This window comes from Natronorubrum texcoconense (assembly GCF_900100335.1).
In the GTDB taxonomy this organism is placed as follows: Archaea; Halobacteriota; Halobacteria; order Halobacteriales; family Natrialbaceae; genus Natronorubrum; species Natronorubrum texcoconense.
This window is the reverse complement of record NZ_FNFE01000003.1, coordinates 355,512-372,270: the sequence shown is the minus strand read 5'-3', so window position 1 is coordinate 372,270 and position 16,759 is coordinate 355,512. Positions and strand designations below refer to the sequence as shown.

At 64.7% G+C, this 16,759-nt stretch carries 17 protein-coding genes and 1 pseudogene; 10 read left to right on the top strand and 8 right to left on the bottom strand.

What is annotated here, in order from left to right; genetic code table 11:
* Positions 1–3: 3 nt before the first annotated feature.
* The 4 genes from BLT08_RS12325 to BLT08_RS12310 all read right to left on the bottom strand — a co-directional run bounded on the left by BLT08_RS12325 (position 4) and on the right by BLT08_RS12310 (position 3,008).
* Complete coding sequence (locus BLT08_RS12325) at positions 4–1,059, bottom strand: zinc-dependent alcohol dehydrogenase (RefSeq protein WP_245724208.1); 1,056 nt, start codon at positions 1,057–1,059, stop codon at positions 4–6.
* Positions 1,060–1,199: 140 nt separating this feature from the next.
* A complete protein-coding gene (locus BLT08_RS12320) occupies positions 1,200–1,955 on the bottom strand; it encodes a CDP-alcohol phosphatidyltransferase family protein (RefSeq protein WP_090307348.1) in 756 nt (251 codons plus the stop codon).
* A 3-nt stretch (positions 1,956–1,958) separates the two neighbouring features.
* Positions 1,959–2,324, bottom strand: coding sequence for a DUF7475 family protein (locus tag BLT08_RS12315; RefSeq protein ID WP_090307345.1), 366 nt, complete (start codon positions 2,322–2,324; stop codon positions 1,959–1,961).
* 78 nt (positions 2,325–2,402) lie between these two features.
* The gene (locus tag BLT08_RS12310) at positions 2,403–3,008 is read right to left on the bottom strand and encodes a hypothetical protein (protein ID WP_090307342.1); all 606 of its coding nucleotides are present in this window, start codon (positions 3,006–3,008) and stop codon (positions 2,403–2,405) included.
* Positions 3,009–3,231: 223 nt separating this feature from the next.
* Between BLT08_RS12310 and BLT08_RS12305 the strand changes: the two genes are divergently transcribed.
* The 7 genes from BLT08_RS12305 (at position 3,232) to BLT08_RS12275 (ending at position 9,783) form a co-directional block, all read left to right on the top strand.
* Entirely contained in the window at positions 3,232–3,864 is a 633-nt protein-coding gene (locus BLT08_RS12305; RefSeq protein ID WP_090307338.1) for a 50S ribosomal protein L1, read from the top strand.
* A gap of 1 nt (position 3,865) precedes the next feature.
* Positions 3,866–4,918 (top strand): 50S ribosomal protein L10, encoded by a 1,053-nt coding sequence (locus BLT08_RS12300; protein ID WP_090307333.1) that lies wholly within the window; start codon positions 3,866–3,868, stop codon positions 4,916–4,918.
* Positions 4,919–4,939: 21 nt separating this feature from the next.
* Complete coding sequence (gene rpl12p / locus BLT08_RS12295) at positions 4,940–5,287, top strand: 50S ribosomal protein P1 (protein WP_090307330.1); 348 nt, start codon at positions 4,940–4,942, stop codon at positions 5,285–5,287.
* 212 nt (positions 5,288–5,499) lie between these two features.
* Positions 5,500–6,219 (top strand): hypothetical protein, encoded by a 720-nt coding sequence (locus BLT08_RS12290; protein ID WP_090307723.1) that lies wholly within the window; start codon positions 5,500–5,502, stop codon positions 6,217–6,219.
* An 80-nt stretch (positions 6,220–6,299) separates the two neighbouring features.
* Positions 6,300–7,541: a tripartite tricarboxylate transporter permease gene (locus BLT08_RS12285; RefSeq protein ID WP_090307325.1), complete on the top strand. Its 1,242-nt coding sequence runs from the start codon at positions 6,300–6,302 to the stop codon at positions 7,539–7,541.
* Positions 7,542–7,655: 114 nt separating this feature from the next.
* On the top strand, positions 7,656–8,462 hold the full coding sequence (locus BLT08_RS12280; RefSeq protein ID WP_090307321.1) for an N-acyl homoserine lactonase family protein: 807 nt from the start codon (positions 7,656–7,658) through the stop codon (positions 8,460–8,462).
* Between the two features lies 1 nt (position 8,463).
* On the top strand, positions 8,464–9,783 hold the full coding sequence (locus tag BLT08_RS12275) for a hydroxyacid-oxoacid transhydrogenase (RefSeq protein WP_090307315.1): 1,320 nt from the start codon (positions 8,464–8,466) through the stop codon (positions 9,781–9,783).
* Between the two features lie 10 nt (positions 9,784–9,793).
* Here BLT08_RS12275 and BLT08_RS12270 read toward each other — a convergent pair whose 3' ends face one another.
* Positions 9,794–10,630, bottom strand: coding sequence for a BtpA family protein (locus BLT08_RS12270; protein ID WP_090307310.1), 837 nt, complete (start codon positions 10,628–10,630; stop codon positions 9,794–9,796).
* Between the two features lie 162 nt (positions 10,631–10,792).
* Between BLT08_RS12270 and BLT08_RS12265 the strand changes: the two genes are divergently transcribed.
* Both BLT08_RS12265 and BLT08_RS12260 read left to right on the top strand, forming a co-directional pair.
* Positions 10,793–11,881: an NADH:flavin oxidoreductase/NADH oxidase gene (locus tag BLT08_RS12265; protein ID WP_090307305.1), complete on the top strand. Its 1,089-nt coding sequence runs from the start codon at positions 10,793–10,795 to the stop codon at positions 11,879–11,881.
* A 140-nt stretch (positions 11,882–12,021) separates the two neighbouring features.
* Complete coding sequence (locus BLT08_RS12260; protein WP_245724207.1) at positions 12,022–12,495, top strand: plastocyanin/azurin family copper-binding protein; 474 nt, start codon at positions 12,022–12,024, stop codon at positions 12,493–12,495.
* Positions 12,496–12,549: 54 nt separating this feature from the next.
* Here the strand turns inward: BLT08_RS12260 and BLT08_RS12255 are convergent, their stop codons facing one another.
* Positions 12,550–13,707, bottom strand: coding sequence for a mechanosensitive ion channel family protein (locus tag BLT08_RS12255; protein WP_090307297.1), 1,158 nt, complete (start codon positions 13,705–13,707; stop codon positions 12,550–12,552).
* A gap of 199 nt (positions 13,708–13,906) precedes the next feature.
* Here BLT08_RS12255 and BLT08_RS23385 point away from each other — a divergent pair.
* A pseudogene (locus BLT08_RS23385) lies at positions 13,907–14,177 on the top strand (Lrp/AsnC ligand binding domain-containing protein); the annotation flags it as partial.
* Positions 14,178–14,212: 35 nt separating this feature from the next.
* On the opposite strand, the gene BLT08_RS12245 reads toward BLT08_RS23385, so the two are convergent.
* Both BLT08_RS12245 and BLT08_RS12235 read right to left on the bottom strand, forming a co-directional pair.
* Positions 14,213–15,067, bottom strand: coding sequence for a DUF4397 domain-containing protein (locus tag BLT08_RS12245; protein ID WP_090307294.1), 855 nt, complete (start codon positions 15,065–15,067; stop codon positions 14,213–14,215).
* Between the two features lie 562 nt (positions 15,068–15,629).
* Positions 15,630–16,199 (bottom strand): thioredoxin family protein, encoded by a 570-nt coding sequence (locus tag BLT08_RS12235; protein ID WP_090307288.1) that lies wholly within the window; start codon positions 16,197–16,199, stop codon positions 15,630–15,632.
* Positions 16,200–16,759: the final 560 nt, after the last annotated feature.

Genomic DNA, 16,759 nt, shown 5'->3' with positions numbered 1-16,759 from the left:
CGGCTAGTCGTACGTCAACAGCACCTGAATCGCCTCGTCGGGACGCTCCTCGAGCAGTTCGTAGGCCTCGCCGGCGTCCTCGAGCGGCAGTTCGTGTGTGAGCAGCGGCGAGACCTCGAGTCGCTCCAGCCACTCCCAGGTGAGGTCGTGGCGTCGCTCGCGGGACCAGCGACCGGAGAGTCGCGGATCGAGCGTGCTCACCTGAGTGCTCCGAATCTCGATGCGGTCGCGGTGAAAGCGGCCGCCGAGGTCGAGCGTCGCGGGCTTCGTTCCGTACCACGAGCCGACGAGCACGCGTCCGTCGAAGCCCGTCGTCGCGATGGCGTCGTCCAGCGCGTTGGGATCGCCCGAAAGCTCGTAAGTGAGGTCCGCTCGATCGCCGGCGATCTCTCGAAACGCATCGGGAAACCCGGCGTTCGCCGGATCGAGCGCCCGATCCGCGCCGAAGCGCTCGGCACACCGTCGTCGCTGCTCGTCAGGTTCGAACGCGACGAGCGTCTCGAGCGGCGTGCGAGCGAGCAGGGCCGTCGTCAACAGGCCGACGGTTCCCTGTCCGAAGACGGCGACGCGCTCGCCCAGGAGCGGATCGCCGTCGAGCAGGAAGGTGACGGCCGTCTCGAGGTTCGCGAAGAGCGTCGCTTCCCGCGGCGAGATGCCGTCGGGGACCGGAAGGAGCGTCTCGGGATCGGCGAGAAACCGGCTCTCGTGAGCGTTGTACGCGAAGACGGTCCGGCCGATCCACTCATCGTCGACGTCCGCGCCGACGGTGGTGACTTCGCCGACCGCGGCGTAGCCGTACTGGAGGGGAAAGGAGAGGTCGCCGTCGAACGCCTCGAGTTCCTCGTCGGCCGGCAGCTCAGTCGGGGCCTCGCCGCGGTAGAGCAGCCCCTCCGTGCCGGCGCTTATCGCCGACGCCGTGGTTCGAACGCGAACCTCGCCGGGACCGGGCTCGGGGAGGTGATGGGACCTGACATCGACGGCTCTCGGGCCCGTGAAGTAGAGGGATCGAGCCCTCGAGTCGGTCTCCGGCTGCACGCGGGGTGTGTCGGGGTCGGTCACGCTGGCGCGACTTCCACGGGCCGCCACTTGGTCGTTTGTACCGACGACGTGGGGTATGGAGTCCGTACAGCCGGTACGGACCGTCGCGGTCCGGCCGACCGACTGCTGTAGGTGGGCGTTTCGACGTGCGTCTCGAGCAGTTACGGCTCGATACGTTCGGACACGGCGAGCCAGTCCCAACAGAAGTTCGCCAAGAACGGGACTGCCACGGCGATCGCGACCGCGCGCATAACAGTCTCGGCGAGAACCGGAACCAGCGCGAGCCAGATCGCAAGCATCGCGAGCGCCCCGAGGGGCCGACGGAATCGATTCGGCGGGAGCGCGGAGACGGGACGGCCGCGGTGAGTTCGCCACCACTGGCCGGCGACGAAGAGGTACCGCGCAGCGCCGACGGCGAGGAAAACGGACGGGAGTGCGCCGTCGACGACGGCGACGATCGTCCCCACGAGTACGACGAGCGCGTCGATCTCGACGTCCAGTCGCGCCCCGAGATCGGTGACGCTGTCGGTCGCCCGCGCGAGCACCCCGTCGATCGCATCTAGCGCCGCCGCGACGGCGAACAGCGCGGCCGGCACCCACGAGACGATTCCCGTTCCGGCTGGCGGTCCCGCGACGACGAAGCCGGCGAGCACCGCGACGGCCGCGCCGCGGACCACCGTGACCCACGTCGCGAGCGTGACGGGGTGGTGTCTACGCTCGCCAACGACGAGGAAGAGCGTCGACTCGAGGACCGCCACCAGCCCGACGGCGGTCAGAAAGCCGGCAGACGGGCCGGCAGTCCATCCGATCTCGAGTACGACGAGCGCGAGGGCGATGGTCGCCGCGTTGCCGGCGGTGAGACGACCCCACTGCGGGAGCGTTCGTCGCCGAACGGCCAGCGTCGAGTCGTCGGTCATGGGTTACTCACGGCGGTAGAGCACCACCAGGACGACGATCAGGAGGAGCTGTGCGACTTTGTCGACGACGCCGGCGGCCGTGAGGTCGCCGAGTCCGGTCGGCTGATTGACCGTGTACCAGAGGATCACCTGTCCAGCGGTAAAAGGGATTCCGAGGAGGTAGACGAGCCGTCGGCGGTAGTCGAGGAGGACGAGCGCGATTCCGAGTGCGAAGCCGGCGGTCGCGACGAGGAAGGCGACGCCCATCCAGTGGGGGAGAAAGCCGACCCCGAGTATCAGGTGGATGACGGCGGTCACGAGCGCCAGCGCGATGGCCACCCAGTGGACCGTCGAGACTGACTCGAGAGGAGATCGGCTGCTGGGTGCCATACGCTCGGTCTCGATCCGCGTCGAAAAACGCTTTGCGCCGAATCGCTCGAGTATCGTGTGCCTAACCGAGGCGGGAGCCTAGATTTTATTCGCGGGCGGGACGGTTCGCTCGCTGGGGTGGGTCGAGCCGCCGGCGCCTCGCATGACGCGAATGGCGCTACCGGTGCCGAGCGAGCCGGCAAACAGGACTGCGACGACGGTCGCGAGCACGGAGAGGCCGACGAGGCCGCTGAGCAGGCTCGCGACGACGACGCCGATCCACAGCTGGTGGCGACCGAATCGGGAAGCGATCGACTGACCGATCGCGACGAAGCCGGCGATCGTCAGGACGGGGATAATCGTCAGCCCGACGGCGACCAACACGATACCGAAGAACGTCCCGAGACTCGTTCCGATGATCAGATAGCCCGTGCTCACGACGGCGCCGATAACCAGGAGGCTCGGCGCGCCGATACAGATCGAGATCACCGGACTTCGACGGCACTTCGTCACCGTTTGCGGGCCGAAGTTCTGGAGCAATCCGAGGGCGACCATCGCGACGACGAGCGTTACAGCGACGTGAACTCCCGCTCGCTCCAGTGCGCTCAACGCCTGATACGTCTCGAGTCCAATATCGGTCGTGGCGAAATGGCCGATTGACTCAAGTACCGCCCCATTGACACCATATAAATCTACTGGCCCCATATACGAACGGTATACTCTCATCTCCAATAGTATTTTCGGTCAATGGTAATCTACGTCTCCCGTGAAAAGAACTCGAGGCTCCGCCCGGTTCAACGGTCGCGGCGGACCGTACGGAAGCCAGTTCGACGGGTTTAAGTTTGCCATGGCATTTCGTTCAAGGGAGACAGGCATTGCCTGTTTCACTGACCCGTAGGAGCACTCCTGCGTACTACGGAGGTGAACGATGGCAGATTCGGATATAGAAACAGCAGTCGCGCGCGCACTCGACGAGGCACCCGATCGGAACTTTACCGAGACGGTCGACCTCGCGATCAATCTGCGCGATCTCGACCTCAACGAACCGTCGAATCGAGTTGACGAGTCTATCGTCCTGCCGTCCGGAACCGGCCAGGAAACCCGTATCGTCGTTATCGCCGAGGGTGAAACCGCCGTCCGCGCCGAAGAGGCAGCGGACGAGGTTCTCTCGGAGGACGACGTGGCCGATCTGGACGACGACGAAGCCAAAGATATGGCGGACGAGACGGACTTCTTCATCGCCGAAGAGGCGATGATGCAAGATATCGCCCGGCACCTGGGTACCATTCTCGGTCCCCGGGGGAAGATGCCGGACCCGCTCGGCCCCGACGACGACGTCGTCGAGACCGTCAACAGACTCAAGAACACTGTGCAGCTTCGCTCCCGGGACCGACGAACGTTCCACACGCTCGTCGGATCCGAGGAGATGGACGCCGAAGACGTCGCCGCCAACATCGACGTCATCCTGCGACGCCTGCACGCCGACCTCGAGAAAGGTCCACAGAACATCGATGGCGTCTACGTAAAGACGACGATGGGACCGTCTCAGGAGGTAGTCTAACATGAGCGCACAGGCTGAACGCAAGACCGAGAACCTTCCACAGTGGAAGAAAGAGGAGGTCGACGAACTCGCGGAGCTCATCGAGAGCTACGAGAGCGTCGGCATCGTCGGTATCACCGGCATTCCGAGCAAACAGCTCCAGGACATGCGTCGCGACCTGCACGGCACCGCCGAGTTGCGCGTCAGCCGCAACACGCTGCAGGTCCACGCGCTGGAAGACGCCGGGCTCGACGAACTCGTCTCTCACATCGAGGGACAGGTCGGTCTCGTCGGCACGAACGACAACCCATTTACCCTCTACAAGGAGCTCGAGGCGTCGAAGACGCCGGCACCGATCAACGAGGGAGAGGTCGCCCCGAACGACATCGTCGTTCCCGAGGGTGACACCGGTGTCGATCCGGGTCCGTTCGTCGGCGAACTGCAGGGTATCGGCGCGAACGCGCGCATCGAGGACGGTTCGATTCAGGTCATGGAGGACTCGACGGTCCTCGAGGCCGGCGAAGAGGTCTCCGCAGACCTCTCGAACGTCCTCAACGAGCTCGGGATCGAGCCCAAGGAGGTCGGTCTCGACCTTCGCGCCGTCATCGCCGACGGCGTGCTGTTCGACCCCGAGGACCTCGACATCGACGTCGAGGCCTACGAGAGCGACGTGGCGACGGCCGCCGCTCGCGCTCGCAACCTCTCGATCAACGCGAGCTACCCGACCGCGGCGACCGCGCCGACGCTCATCTCGAAGGCGACGGGCGAGGCCAAGAGCCTCGGCCTGCACGCCGCGATCGAGGACGAAGACCTGATGCCCGACCTCGTCTCCAAAGCCGACGCACAGCTGCGTGCGCTCGCGGCTCAGATCGACGACGAGGAGGCCCTGCCCGAGGAGCTGCAGGGTGTCGAAGCGCCCGCCGCCGAACCGGCAGCGGACGCTGAGACCGACGACGAATCGGCAGACGAAGACACCGATGCTGAGGCCGACGCCGCCGACGCCGCCGACGACGAAGACGACGATGACGACGACGACGCTGGCGGTGGCGAAGGACTCGGCGCAATGTTCGGCTAATCACAACTGGAGGATACAACAATGGAATACGTTTACGCTGCACTCATCCTGAACGAAGCGGACGAAGAGCTCAACGAAGACAACCTGACGAACGTACTCGACGCTGCCGGCGTCGACGTCGAAGAATCCCGAGTCAAGGCGCTCGTCGCCGCACTCGAGGACGTCGACATCGACGAGGCAGTTTCGGAGGCCGCCGTCGCACCCGCTGCCGGAGCCGCCGCAGGCGGCGCCGCGGCCGGTGCGGCCGCAGGCGACGATGGCGACGACGAAGAGGTCGAAGAGACCAGCGACGTCCCGGACACGACGGACGACGACGAGGACGAGGACGACGACGCCGGCGGCGAGGGCCTCGGCGAACTCTTCGGCTAAGTCGCGACGCGACGACTTCGCACGATCCCAATTTTTCTTCGACGCCGTACGCGACAGCGACAGCTGTCGCCCGCGAAAGCGCCCGTCGAAGGCCGCGAAACGGCAGTGAGCCGTCCGTAACTCGTACTCGAGTCGTTCGGTTATCGGGAGCGATCCGGCTGCGGGTGTGACCGGCGTATTTTTTCACGAACCGGTTCGATAGGGTGAGTATCGTGACGACCGGCAGATTCGCATTCGATATCGAGACGATCAATCCACAACTCGAGGCGGACCGGAAGCCGGACTTCCAGAACCCGGACCAGTTCGAACTGTTCTCGCTGTGCTGTGCCTACCAACCCGATCCGGACGCGCCGATCGAACACGAGGTGTTCGTCCGCGAGGGCCGGGGTCCCGCGGCCGAACTCGATCTCGTCGAACGGACGGTAGACTGGCTCGACGCGCGAGGCGGCGAGTCGATACTTACCTACAACGGCGAGTACTTCGATTTCGTCCAGTTCGAGGGCCGTGCCCGCATCGCAAGCGAGGCGCTCGAGTTCCGACACGATCTCTCCGACCGGGTCGCGTCGTTCCTCGAGTCGACCGAAAGCGACGACCTCCGGATCGACGCCTGGGACTGCTTCGGCGAGTACACGTCGTTCGAAGAGGCCTGCGAGCACTGCGGGATCGAGGTCCCCCGAACGATGCTCGAGGCGTACGAGATCGATACGGACGCCTACGCCGCCCACCGCGACACGCTGGACGCGATGAAGCCGTACTTCGTCGGGGCCGACGTACCGGTCGTCGGCGAGCGCTATCTCGACTTGCTCGAGGCCGGCGCGACCGAGACGAAGACGTTCGCGGAACTCCACTCGATGCTCGAGCACTACGCGGTGACCGACGTCGTTCCGCTGTTCGACCTCGCGGACGAGCGACCGTTCGTCGCGTCCGCGTAGGGTGTTCGAACGGTCGGGACCGAGGCGTTCCGACGGTTGGAACTGAGACTTTTTCAGTGAAGCCGCGGCCAGACAGTCCGATGGCCATCACCCCGGTCGAGTTCGTCGCGGATCCGACGCTGACGCTCCAGTTGCTCGGCTGGGTGCTGGCCGGGGCGCTACTGGGGAGTTGCAGCGGGCTCGTACCTGGACTTCACGCGAACAACTTCGCGCTCTTGCTCGCGGGCTTCGCGCCGTCGATCCCCGGCGAGCCGCTGTTCGTCGGCTGTGCGATGCTCGCCGCAGGCGTCGTTCACACCTTCCTCAACGCGGTCCCCGCGATGGCGCTCGGGGTGCCCGACGCCGAGATGGCCGTGACCGCGCTGCCGGGCCATCGGATGGTGCTCGAGGGCCGCGGCTACGAGGCGATCCGACTCTCCGCGCTCGGGAGCGTCCTCGCCGTCCTGCTGGCGGTCCCACTGGCTCTGCCGATCACGTGGGGCGTGACGGCCGCCTATCCGACGATTCGGGACAACTTGGCGCTCCTGTTAGCGATGGTCGTCGTCGCACTGGTCGCCTCGGAGTACACCTGGCGCGCTCGAGTCGGCGGCGTCGTCTCCTTTCTCCTCGCGGCCGCGCTGGGACTGCTCACGCTCGATCTCTCGCCGGACGCGCCGCTCGAGGCCGGCGGGATGCTCGCGCCGCTCTTCGCGGGACTCTTCGGCGCGCCGGTGTTGATCGACGCGATTCGCGGCGGTGGCGTGCCGCCGCAGTACGACGAACCGATCGCGATGCCCCGGTGGCTCGTCGGTGCGACGGCGCTCGCCGGCGCGCTCGCGGGTGCCGTGGTGGGGTACATCCCGGGTATCTCGGCCGCGATCGCCGCCGTCGCGGTTCTCGTCCTCGTTCCCGGGCAGTCCGGCGATCGAGGCTATATCGTGGCGACCAGCGGCGTGGATACGGCGAATACGATCTTCGCGCTCTTCGCGCTGGTCGCCATCGGCCAGCCCCGAACCGGCGTGATGGTCGCCTTCGAAAACGTGAACGCGCCCCTCGAGTTACCGATTCTGCTCGCGGGCGTCGTCCTCGCCGGCCTGTTCGGGTTCGCGCTCGTGATCGTCGTCGGGGACGCCTACCTCGAAATCGTCGGGACGATGGCGTACTGGAAGATTTCGGTGGGCGTCCTCGGCCTCCTCTGTGTCCTCTCGTATCTCTTTACCGGCCCCGTTGGGATTCTCGTCTTCGCCGTCGCCGCTGCGGTCGGGATGGTCCCGATCCGGTTTCGGGCGCGACGCGTGCACCTGATGGGCGTCCTCATCGGCCCGCTGCTGTTGATGCAGTGAGCCGTGGGGTGCTCTTCGATCGGTCTCCGAACGTCTTCGCCGTCGTGACTGTGTGTGAACGAGGCACAAACCCTTTTGATCGAAACTGGTGTAGGGACTCGAGGTGTCAATACAATGGTAAACGCGACGGTCGACGTCCTCTATCGCGGGGGACTCGAGTGCGACCAGAACTACATGCTCGAGGGCCACACCCTCGGCACGCACGACGAACCGAATCCGGACGTAGACTACGACGAGATCCCCGTCTGGAGCCTCGTCATCGATCACCCGGAGGGAACGATCCTCTGGGACACCGGAAACCACCACGAGGCGCTCGAGGGCCACTGGCCGGAAGGGCTGTTGCAGGCGTTCTACCCGTACGACGCCGACGAACACCGGCTCGACGACGACCTCGAGAAGGCGGGCTACAGTATCGACGACATCGACTACGTGTTCCAGTCCCACCTCCACCTCGATCACGCCGGCGGGCTGGAGTTCTTCGACGGCACCGACGTGCCGATTTTCGTCCACGAGAAGGAGCTCAAGTACGCCTACTACAGCGCGAAGACCGACAAGGGAAGCGGCGCGTACATCCTGGACGACTTCGACCACGACCTCAACTGGCAGGTCCTCCACCAGAACCGGGAGGAACACTTCGAAGACATCGAATTCGTCCGATTCCCCGGCCACACGCCGGGACTGACTGGGACCGTGATGCACCTCGATGGCGACGGAACCGTCGTTATCACCGGCGACCAACTCTATCGAGCGGAGAACTTCGAGGACGAGATCCCCCTCGGTGCCCAGCTCCTCTGGGGGAAGACGGAGTGGTTCGAGAGCCTCCAGCGAATCAAGGAACTCGAGCGTCGCCACGACGCCCAGGTCGTCTACGGCCACGACAGCGACCAGTTCGAGGAGATCCGAGACGGCTGGGGGCAGTGAGATGAGCTACGAACGCTCCGTCTCCGCGCCCGAACACGAACTCCAGCCGGAGACGGTCTGGCACCTGCAGATGCCCCAGATCAGGTGTGGACGGGACGCCGTCGAGGAGTTGGCGTTCCAGCTCGCCGACCTCGGCGTCAGCGCCGACGACGATCCACACGGGCTCGTCGTCACCGACGAGGAACTGGTCGACATCGGCCACGTCGGTCGGGTGACGGACCACCTCGAGGACGCGGGCTACGACGTCACGGTCTGGGACGGCGCGGAACGCGAGCCGACGATCGAGAACGTCGACGGCTGCATCGAGTTCGTTCGCGAGAACGAAGGCGAGGACGGCTACGACTTCTACGTCGGCTTCGGCGGCGGAAGCTGTATCGACGTGGCGAAGACGACCCGCGCGGTGATCGCCAACGGCGGGCAGGTGCTCGACTACATCGCCGAACCGACGGGCGAAGGCGAGGCGCTGACCGACTCCGGGCCGCCGCTGGTGCTCATGCCGACGACGGCGGGCACGGGGGCCGAAATCTCGCCCGTCGCCATCCTCTCCGTCGAGGAGAAGGAGATCAAGGAGGGGATCTCGAGCAATCACATCCGGGCCGACGCGGCCGTCCTCGATCCGACGTTCACGACGACGCTGCCGCCCGAGATCACCGCCAAGTCGGCGATGGACGCGCTGGGTCACGCCATCGAGGGCTACACGACTCACCCCTTCGACGGACTCCTGCGGGCCTCGAACCCGGAGTCCCGACCCGTCTACGCCGGCCGAACCGAACTCACCGAGATGTTCTCGGTGAAAGCGATCGAACTGCTGTCCGGAAACGTCCGGACGGCGGTCCACAACGGGGACAACCTCGAGGCGCGCGCGGGGATGCTCAAGGGAGCGTTGTTCGGTGCAATCGCCGGGCTGACGGCCGGGGCGAGCCTCGCCCACGCGATGGCCTACCCCGTCGGCAACCGGTATCACACCTACCACGGCGAGACCATCGCCGTCTTGACGCCGGCGAGTACGCTCGGCTACAACGTCGCCAGCGACCCCGAACGGTTCGTCGAGGTCGCGAACATGCTCGGAGCCGACACCGACGGAATGGGGACCCGAGAGGCCGCCGATCAGGCCAGACAGGAGTTCGTTCGACTCCAGCAGGATCTGAACGTGATCCCGAGCGGACTCGAGGAACTCGCCGGAGTCACCGAGGAAGACATCGACTGGCTGGCGACCCAGACCGTCGAGACCCAGCAGCGCCTGCTGCGCTGTAATCCGCGGCCGGTGACGAAAGACGACGCCGAAGACATCTTCCGGGACGCGCTGCACAACTGGGACTAGTTCGTCGGGACTACGACTGACTCGAGTCCCGCGCCGCGACGACGGTCTCGACGCGCTCGAGCGAGACCGGGTTCGTCGTCTCGCCGCCCTCCTTCGTCGCCGTGCCGACGATAACGCCGTCGGCTCCCGCCTCGAGCGTCTCGCCGATCGTCTCGCTCGTGACGCCGCTGCCGACGAAGACGGGGGTGGCACCGTTGGCGGCGGTTTCTCGCAGCGCGCTCGAGACGCGTTCGACGTCCTCGAGCGCGGTCTCGGAGCCGGTTCCGGTTCCCGAGACGACGACGCCGTCGGCCCGCCCGCGTTCGGCCGTCTCGAGGGCGGCCCGTTCGATAGCCGTCTCGCCGACGGGCGTCGCGTGCTTGACGTGGACGTCCGCGAGGATGGCGACGTCGGCGTCGATCCGGTCCCGGAGCCTGAGAGTTTCGTGGGCTTGGCCCTCGAGGACACCCTGATCGGTCGACGCGGCCCCGACGTGGACGTTGATGCGGACGAACTCCGCGTCCGCGGCGGCAGCGATCGAGAGCGCGGCGTCGGCGTCGTTTCTGAGGACGTTGACGCCGATCGGGACGTCGACGGTTCTCGTGAGGTCCGTCACGAGGGCCACCATCTCCGCGACGACGTGTTTCGGCACGTCGTCGGGATAGAACGGCGCGTCGCCGAAGTTCTCGACGATGATGCCGTCGACGCCGCCGGCCTCGAGTCGGCGTGCGTCCTCGAGCGCGCGGTCGGAGAGCCCGGTCCGGTCGCCGTCGTAGCTCGGTGCGCCCGGCAGTGGCGGAAGGTGGACCATCCCAACGACGGGATGGGGCGCGTCGAACCGATCCAGCAGCGGTGTCGGCGGTGACATAGCGGTGCTGTGGGCTCGAATGCAATAAGTCACCCCGAACGACTGCCGCGGGGCCACATCCGCTCAGCGCGTGCGGAACCGCTGGGAGCGGGTCGACTTCCGTGCCGGCAAGGCCACCCTCGTCCGCGGTGGTTTTCCCGTGCCTCCGGTAACACTCGAGCGATGCCCGATCTCTTCGATTCGTTATCGATTCGCGACCTCGAGATACCCAATCGGCTCGCCGTCTCGCCGATGTGCCAGTACTCGTGTGAACCCGACGGACTGCCGACCGAGTGGCACCGCGTCCACCTCGGGAGTCGCGCCGTCGGTGGCGCCGGAATCGTCATGACCGAAGCCACCGCAGTGACCCCGCGAGGACGGATCACGCCCCACGATCTGGGGATCTGGAGCGACGAGCACGCGAACGAACTCGCGCCTACCACGCAGTTCATCCGCGACCAAGGTGGGGTGCCGGCGATCCAACTCGCCCACGCGGGCCACAAGGCCAGCAAGAAACGGCCGTGGGACGGCAACACCCCGATCGCACCCGCGGACGGCGGCTGGGAGGTACTCTCGCCGTCGCCCGACGCCTACCCGCCGTTCGACGGCGATCGACCGGCGATGACGAAGGCGACGCAGGACGACATCCGGGGTGTGATCGAGGCCTACCGCGCCGCGGCCGAGCGATCGCTCGACGCCGGCTTCGACATCGCCGAAGTCCACGCGGCCCACGGCTACCTGCTACACGAGTTCCTCTCACCGGTGACGAACCATCGCGAGGACGAGTACGGCGGAAGCTTCGAGAACCGATCCCGAATCGTTCGGGAGGTCGTCGACGCCGTTCGAGACGTCTGGCCGGACGAAAAACCGGTGTTCGTTCGGATCTCCGGCACCGACTGGCTCGAGGACCGCGAGTCGTGGGATATCGCTCAGTCCGTCCGGCTAGCCGACGACCTCGCCGACCGCGGCGTCGATCTGATCGACGTCAGTTCCGGCGGGCTCCACCCCGAGCAGGACGTGCCCGGCGGACCGAACTTCCAGGTGCCCCTGGCCCAGGCGGTCAGCGAGGGAGCGGATATCGCCGCCGGTGCCGTCGGCGGAATCACCGAACCCGAGCAGGCCGACGCCGTGATTCGCAACGGACGGGCCGACCTCGTCCTCGTCGGGCGGGAGTTCCTCCGCGATCCCTACTTCGGCCTGCGCGCTGCCGGGGCGCTCACGGACGACGCAGCGTCTCGCTGGCCGGTCCAGTATCGTCGCAGCGTTCGCTAGCGGGCGATCGATTCCGGCCGATTTCTATTTTCACCGCCAATTATCGGGGAATATCGAATTGTGGCCGAACATAGTCGACAGACCTCCCACTACGTGGGAATTAGGTGTCTTCTTCAATGGGAGAGGGACGCAACTGTTCGATGACGACTATCATGACCGAACACACCCGACGAACGGTGCTGAAAGCCGCAGGGGCAACGACGATCGCGGCCGTCGCCGCAGGCTGTCTCGGTGGCGACGATGACGACGGCGACGACAACGGCAACGGCGACGACGACACGTTCGACATCGACGCCGGCACCGAGATCGTCGTCGACGGCTACAACTCCCACTGGGAAGGCGTCGAACCCAGCGCGATCGACGGCGTCGAGAACCCGACGCTCGTCCTCGAGGAAGGCGAGGAGTACACGATTGAGTGGGTCAACGCCGACAACATGGCACACGACCTCCAGATCTGGGACGACGGCGGCGACGTCGTCGACGAGTTGGCGACCGACGAGATCGCTGCCGAGGGCGACAGCGCCACCCTCGATTTCACGGCGAGCGCCGAGATGGCAGCGTACGTCTGTAGCCTTCACTCCGGCTCGCAGTACGCCGACCTCGTCGTCGAGTGATCGGCCCGCCGGACGGTCACTCGACGGGGATCGTTTACCCGCCCGCTCTGAGCTTTAATCCTCGAGCGACGACACGGCACCCTTTCGTGCTCGACGATCTTCTATTCGGAAGCCGTCGTTTCGAGCCGCGTGCATCCGCTGGGGGTAGGGGATCTCGATCTCCTCGCGGTCGAACGCGGCCACGATCGCGTCCATCACGTCCGTCTGTGCGTCGTGTTTCCGACGCATCGTCGGATCGGCGATCCAGGCGCGACACTCGAGCACGATCGCGGAATCGTCGAAGCGTTTGCCGACCACCTGCGGGTTCGGGGCGTTCTTGATCGACTCGAGGTCGCTGACTGCGTCGACGATAACCGAGCGGGCGTGTTCGGGATCGTCGTCGTAATCGATGCCGACGTCGACCGCGATGCGAAGCTGATCGTTCTGGGAGTAGTTCGTCAGTTGGCTGTTCGTCACCTCGTCGTTGGGGACCAGGACGTGTTTGTCGTCGAACGTCTGTATCTTGGTGGTGAAGATGGTGACGTCGGTGACGATACCGGTGGTCTCGTTGATCTCGATCCAGTCGCCGACGTGAAACGGCCGCGAGAACAGCAGGATGAAGCCGGCGAGCATCGCCGTCAGGGTCTCGCGAGCCGTCAGCGCGACGATCGCGGTGATCGCTCCCGCGCCGATGAAGATATTCGTCAGGTCGATCCCCCACAGCGTCAGGATCATCGCCGCGGCGAGGGCGACGATCGCGACGTCCGAGACGTGGTAGGCGACCTCGCTCTGGTGTCTCGTGATCGCTCTCGTCTGGGAGAGCTTGTCGATCGACCGGTTGACGAACCGGATCGCGAGGTAGGCGGTCAGGACGATCGCGCCGGTCACCAGCTGCTGGGCGGCGAGCCACCGATCGATCGCCATCGTCCGCAGCGTGTGCTCGAGCACGAACGTGACGTGCCAGATCACGCTGAACGCGTAGACGCCACCGACGACGACGGCACCGAGGAGGAGAACGGAGCTGGCCTCGGCGAGCTGGGTGCCGGACCGACGGCGAACGACGTCCTGAAACCGAGACGCTACACCGAAGCCGAAGAGAGCGACGACGACGAGGACGACCGTCGCGAGGAGTTGCATCTCGAGCGAGGCGAGATACGTCTCCTGAATCCACGGGATCGGGTCCGGTCGGAGTGAGGACGACTGCAGCGGAACGCTCGAAACGAACCAACTCATTCGACAGTACCGATAGCGTACCTGTCCATTTCAGCGAAAAGCCGGCAGACGCAACCATCACGGACGCACTGATCTCGAGGGGGAGTATGAATCTCGACTCCGCTCGCTTCGTGGGTGACCTGAAGTTCGGAGTGTTAGTCAGATGTCATAGAGTTTCGGCGAGTCGTGCGAGATACACAGCGCGAATGTCGCACGAGATCTGGCCCGATTTGCCATCTCGACGCGTGCGTAGAACGTCACAGGCGATAATCGAGGTCGGCGTCGCGGTCGATGTCGGCACCCGCGAGGTTACAAAACGGATGGCCGAGTGGGAGGACGTCGACTTCGTCTGGCAGGTCTCGGGCGAACAGGACATCGTCGTCGTCATCGACGCCGCCGACACCTGTGGCGTCAACGAACTCATCACGCAAGCGCGCGGGCAAGAGGGGGTCGTGAGCACGAAGACGCGGCTCATCCTCGACGAGCAACTCGAGTTACGTCCTTCCACGACGGGGAGCCGGCAGTATCACGTAGCTTGCTTGTCCTCGTACTTCTCTTCCTTTTCAGACTCGTTCTCGGGTTCGTCTTTTTTCGGCTCCTCTTCGTCCGGCTCGACACCCTCTTCATCCGGGAGGGAGTCCTCCGTGAGGAGTATCTCGAACGGCTCATCGGCGGGTGCTTCCTCGGGCTCGAGGTAGCCAATCGCGAACGCGGAGTAGACGGTTCCTCCGGCGAGGGAAACGTCGATTTCGAAGACGCTAGTTTCTCGGTCACCCGCAGGATAGATGACGAGCGTATACTCGCCTTCCGGGACTTCGACGTAGCCGGATTCGCCGAACGCGACGTTCTCGAACAGTGCATCCCCAGTTTCACCGACAACGACGTCCACCGCAGGCGCATCGGGTGCGGCGTGGAGGACGCGAACGCGAGCGGCACCCGGATCGACCGGGCTGTTGTCGTCGTCGAGAAACAGCGCCTCGAGGGGCTGGTTTTGGGCGGCCACTTCACCGATCACTGCGAGGAGACCGTCGATGGTGGGGTCCTCGTCGTCGACCTCGACGGTCTCCTCGAGCACTGCTTCGGCTGGGTCTTCACCGGCGGGAACGACTTGGATCGTGTACGTGCCGGGCTCGAGGTCGCGGTAGTCGGTGACCGTCCCGTACGAGATGCCCTCGCGGACCCGCTCTCCGTCGACGTAGATGTCGATGTTGGGTGCGTCGGGTGAGAGGTGTGCAACTCGAGTCTGGAAGCCGGTATCGGTTAGCTGGTCGTTCGTTTCGTGGTCACTCGAGGCGGCCGTAGTACCTCCGACGCCACTGACCACCACGAGGCCGCCGCCGACCTGTATAATCCGCCGTCGGCTCACGCAATTTTCAGTCATACAAGTGTCATTAACGGAGATATCGGTAATAGTGCAACCACTTGCAGGCGTAGGTCGATGCAGTTCCGAGCCTCGGTATCGAACGCGTTGGGCTTTCCGAGCGAACCACCCGACATGGGTGAATCCGGATACGTTCACGCCCCGCCGTCACCGTCGAGACGGAACGTGGCCTCGTTCTGATCGACGTCGGCCCCGAGGGTATTGCCGACGCCCTCGAGGTCCACCTCTCGGATCTGGGCTATGGCCTCGAGGACATCCGGCTGGTGACCCTAATTCACCACTACGGGACCACGTCGGCGGGACCGAGCGGTCCGTACACGCGCCGATCCGAACGTCACTGCCTATCCGGAAAAGACTGCGTTTCCCGCTGGTGAACGTGAGCCGAGAACGGCGATCCACCCTCGTCTTCTAACACTGTCATCAGGTCATGAGATACTTCCTGAGTCTCGTCACTGTAGTATATGGTCTGCAGAAGTGCGAACATGAGTTGGTTCCAATCGCTGCGGTGGTCACTCAGAGAGGCATGAGCCATGAGTAAGCAGTCACACTACTGACAGACTCGTCACTCGTCGACCCACTTGATCGAACAGCCCTGCGAGGGCTGCCACTCGAGGTCCACCGACTCGCCCTCGAGCACCGAGTCGATGGCCTCCCGAACGTGGAACCGCGTGGGTTCGTCGTCGGGGTTGAGAGCATCGTCGAGACGACCCTGGTAGACCAACTGGAACGCCTCGTCGGCCTCGGACCAGGCGAACAGGAACGGATCCGGCGTACAGACCGCGCCGTACTCCCTCGCGACCGCCTGACTCTCGTCGCGCAGGTAGGCGTCGTACTGAACGTGGCCGTCGTCGACGTACTCTCGCATCGCCTCGAGCGAGTCGTCGGGATATTCCTCGGCGTCGTTGGGGTTGATGCCGACGACCGCGACGTCGTCGTACTCGGCGGCCAGCTCGTTCAGTAGGTCGAACTTCGCCTTCGCGTACGGACAGTGGTTGCACGTGAAGACGAGCAGAAGCGCCTCGTTGTCCGCGAACGACTCGAGCGTGTACGTCTCGCCGTCCGCGCCCTCGAGTTCGAAGTCGGGGGCGGGGTCGCCCGCGTCCAGTTCGGTGTCGGACTCTTTCAGTACCATATTGGCGGATTCCCGACGAGATCCCTTAAGCGTCGTGTTCGCCTAATCGTTCGGACGACTGGTTTCCGCCCCCGCTACCGATCAGTAGGGGCCGAGGCGTTTCTCAAGGGAGTATAATCCCTTCGACAACTGTCACTAACTGCGTATTGAATTTCGCGGATAGGTTCAGCACGACGTCTTCGGTAGTTTCACGCCGAAGCCGATATGCCAGCCGTCCAGTAGTTCTGCGAACTGATCAATCGTCAATCGTATTGATCATCTTGACGATCGGTACCGGCGGAATCATCGAGGGTTTGGAACTCATTGGAGCCACAATCACAGCCAGTTCTCATTCCAATTGGCTGAATAGTCTCATCATCCCGAATTTCAGCGGCATAGGCAGAACCACAGGCAACGCAGTGGGCAAGTGTTCTTTCGCTCCCTCCGGCAGGCATTGTGATACTTCTTGGCAAGTAGTGGTGGTGGTCGATATGTGATTATTCGGGTGAAAACAAGTCACTGCTCAGTCTACTACCTCTATAGTAGCCACTGAAGTTCAATGCATACCCGATTGCAGGACT

Bases quoted from the DNA above. Each gene is read 5' to 3' on its own strand.
- BLT08_RS12285 (WP_090307325.1), top strand. From the start codon at position 6,300: ATGGCCATCACCCCGGTCGAGTTCGTCGCGGATCCGACGCTGACGCTC.
- BLT08_RS12305 (WP_090307338.1), top strand. From the start codon at position 3,232: ATGGCAGATTCGGATATAGAAACAGCAGTCGCGCGCGCACTCGACGAG.
- BLT08_RS12310 (WP_090307342.1), bottom strand. From the start codon at position 3,008: ATGGGGCCAGTAGATTTATATGGTGTCAATGGGGCGGTACTTGAGTCA.
- BLT08_RS12255 (WP_090307297.1), bottom strand. From the start codon at position 13,707: ATGAGTTGGTTCGTTTCGAGCGTTCCGCTGCAGTCGTCCTCACTCCGA.
- rpl12p (WP_090307330.1), top strand. From the start codon at position 4,940: ATGGAATACGTTTACGCTGCACTCATCCTGAACGAAGCGGACGAAGAG.
- BLT08_RS12245 (WP_090307294.1), bottom strand. From the start codon at position 15,067: ATGACTGAAAATTGCGTGAGCCGACGGCGGATTATACAGGTCGGCGGC.
- BLT08_RS12235 (WP_090307288.1), bottom strand. From the start codon at position 16,199: ATGGTACTGAAAGAGTCCGACACCGAACTGGACGCGGGCGACCCCGCC.
- BLT08_RS12320 (WP_090307348.1), bottom strand. From the start codon at position 1,955: ATGACCGACGACTCGACGCTGGCCGTTCGGCGACGAACGCTCCCGCAG.
- BLT08_RS12315 (WP_090307345.1), bottom strand. From the start codon at position 2,324: ATGGCACCCAGCAGCCGATCTCCTCTCGAGTCAGTCTCGACGGTCCAC.
- BLT08_RS12275 (WP_090307315.1), top strand. From the start codon at position 8,464: ATGAGCTACGAACGCTCCGTCTCCGCGCCCGAACACGAACTCCAGCCG.
- BLT08_RS12265 (WP_090307305.1), top strand. From the start codon at position 10,793: ATGCCCGATCTCTTCGATTCGTTATCGATTCGCGACCTCGAGATACCC.
- BLT08_RS12280 (WP_090307321.1), top strand. From the start codon at position 7,656: ATGGTAAACGCGACGGTCGACGTCCTCTATCGCGGGGGACTCGAGTGC.
- BLT08_RS12260 (WP_245724207.1), top strand. From the start codon at position 12,022: ATGACGACTATCATGACCGAACACACCCGACGAACGGTGCTGAAAGCC.
- BLT08_RS12300 (WP_090307333.1), top strand. From the start codon at position 3,866: ATGAGCGCACAGGCTGAACGCAAGACCGAGAACCTTCCACAGTGGAAG.
- BLT08_RS12270 (WP_090307310.1), bottom strand. From the start codon at position 10,630: ATGTCACCGCCGACACCGCTGCTGGATCGGTTCGACGCGCCCCATCCC.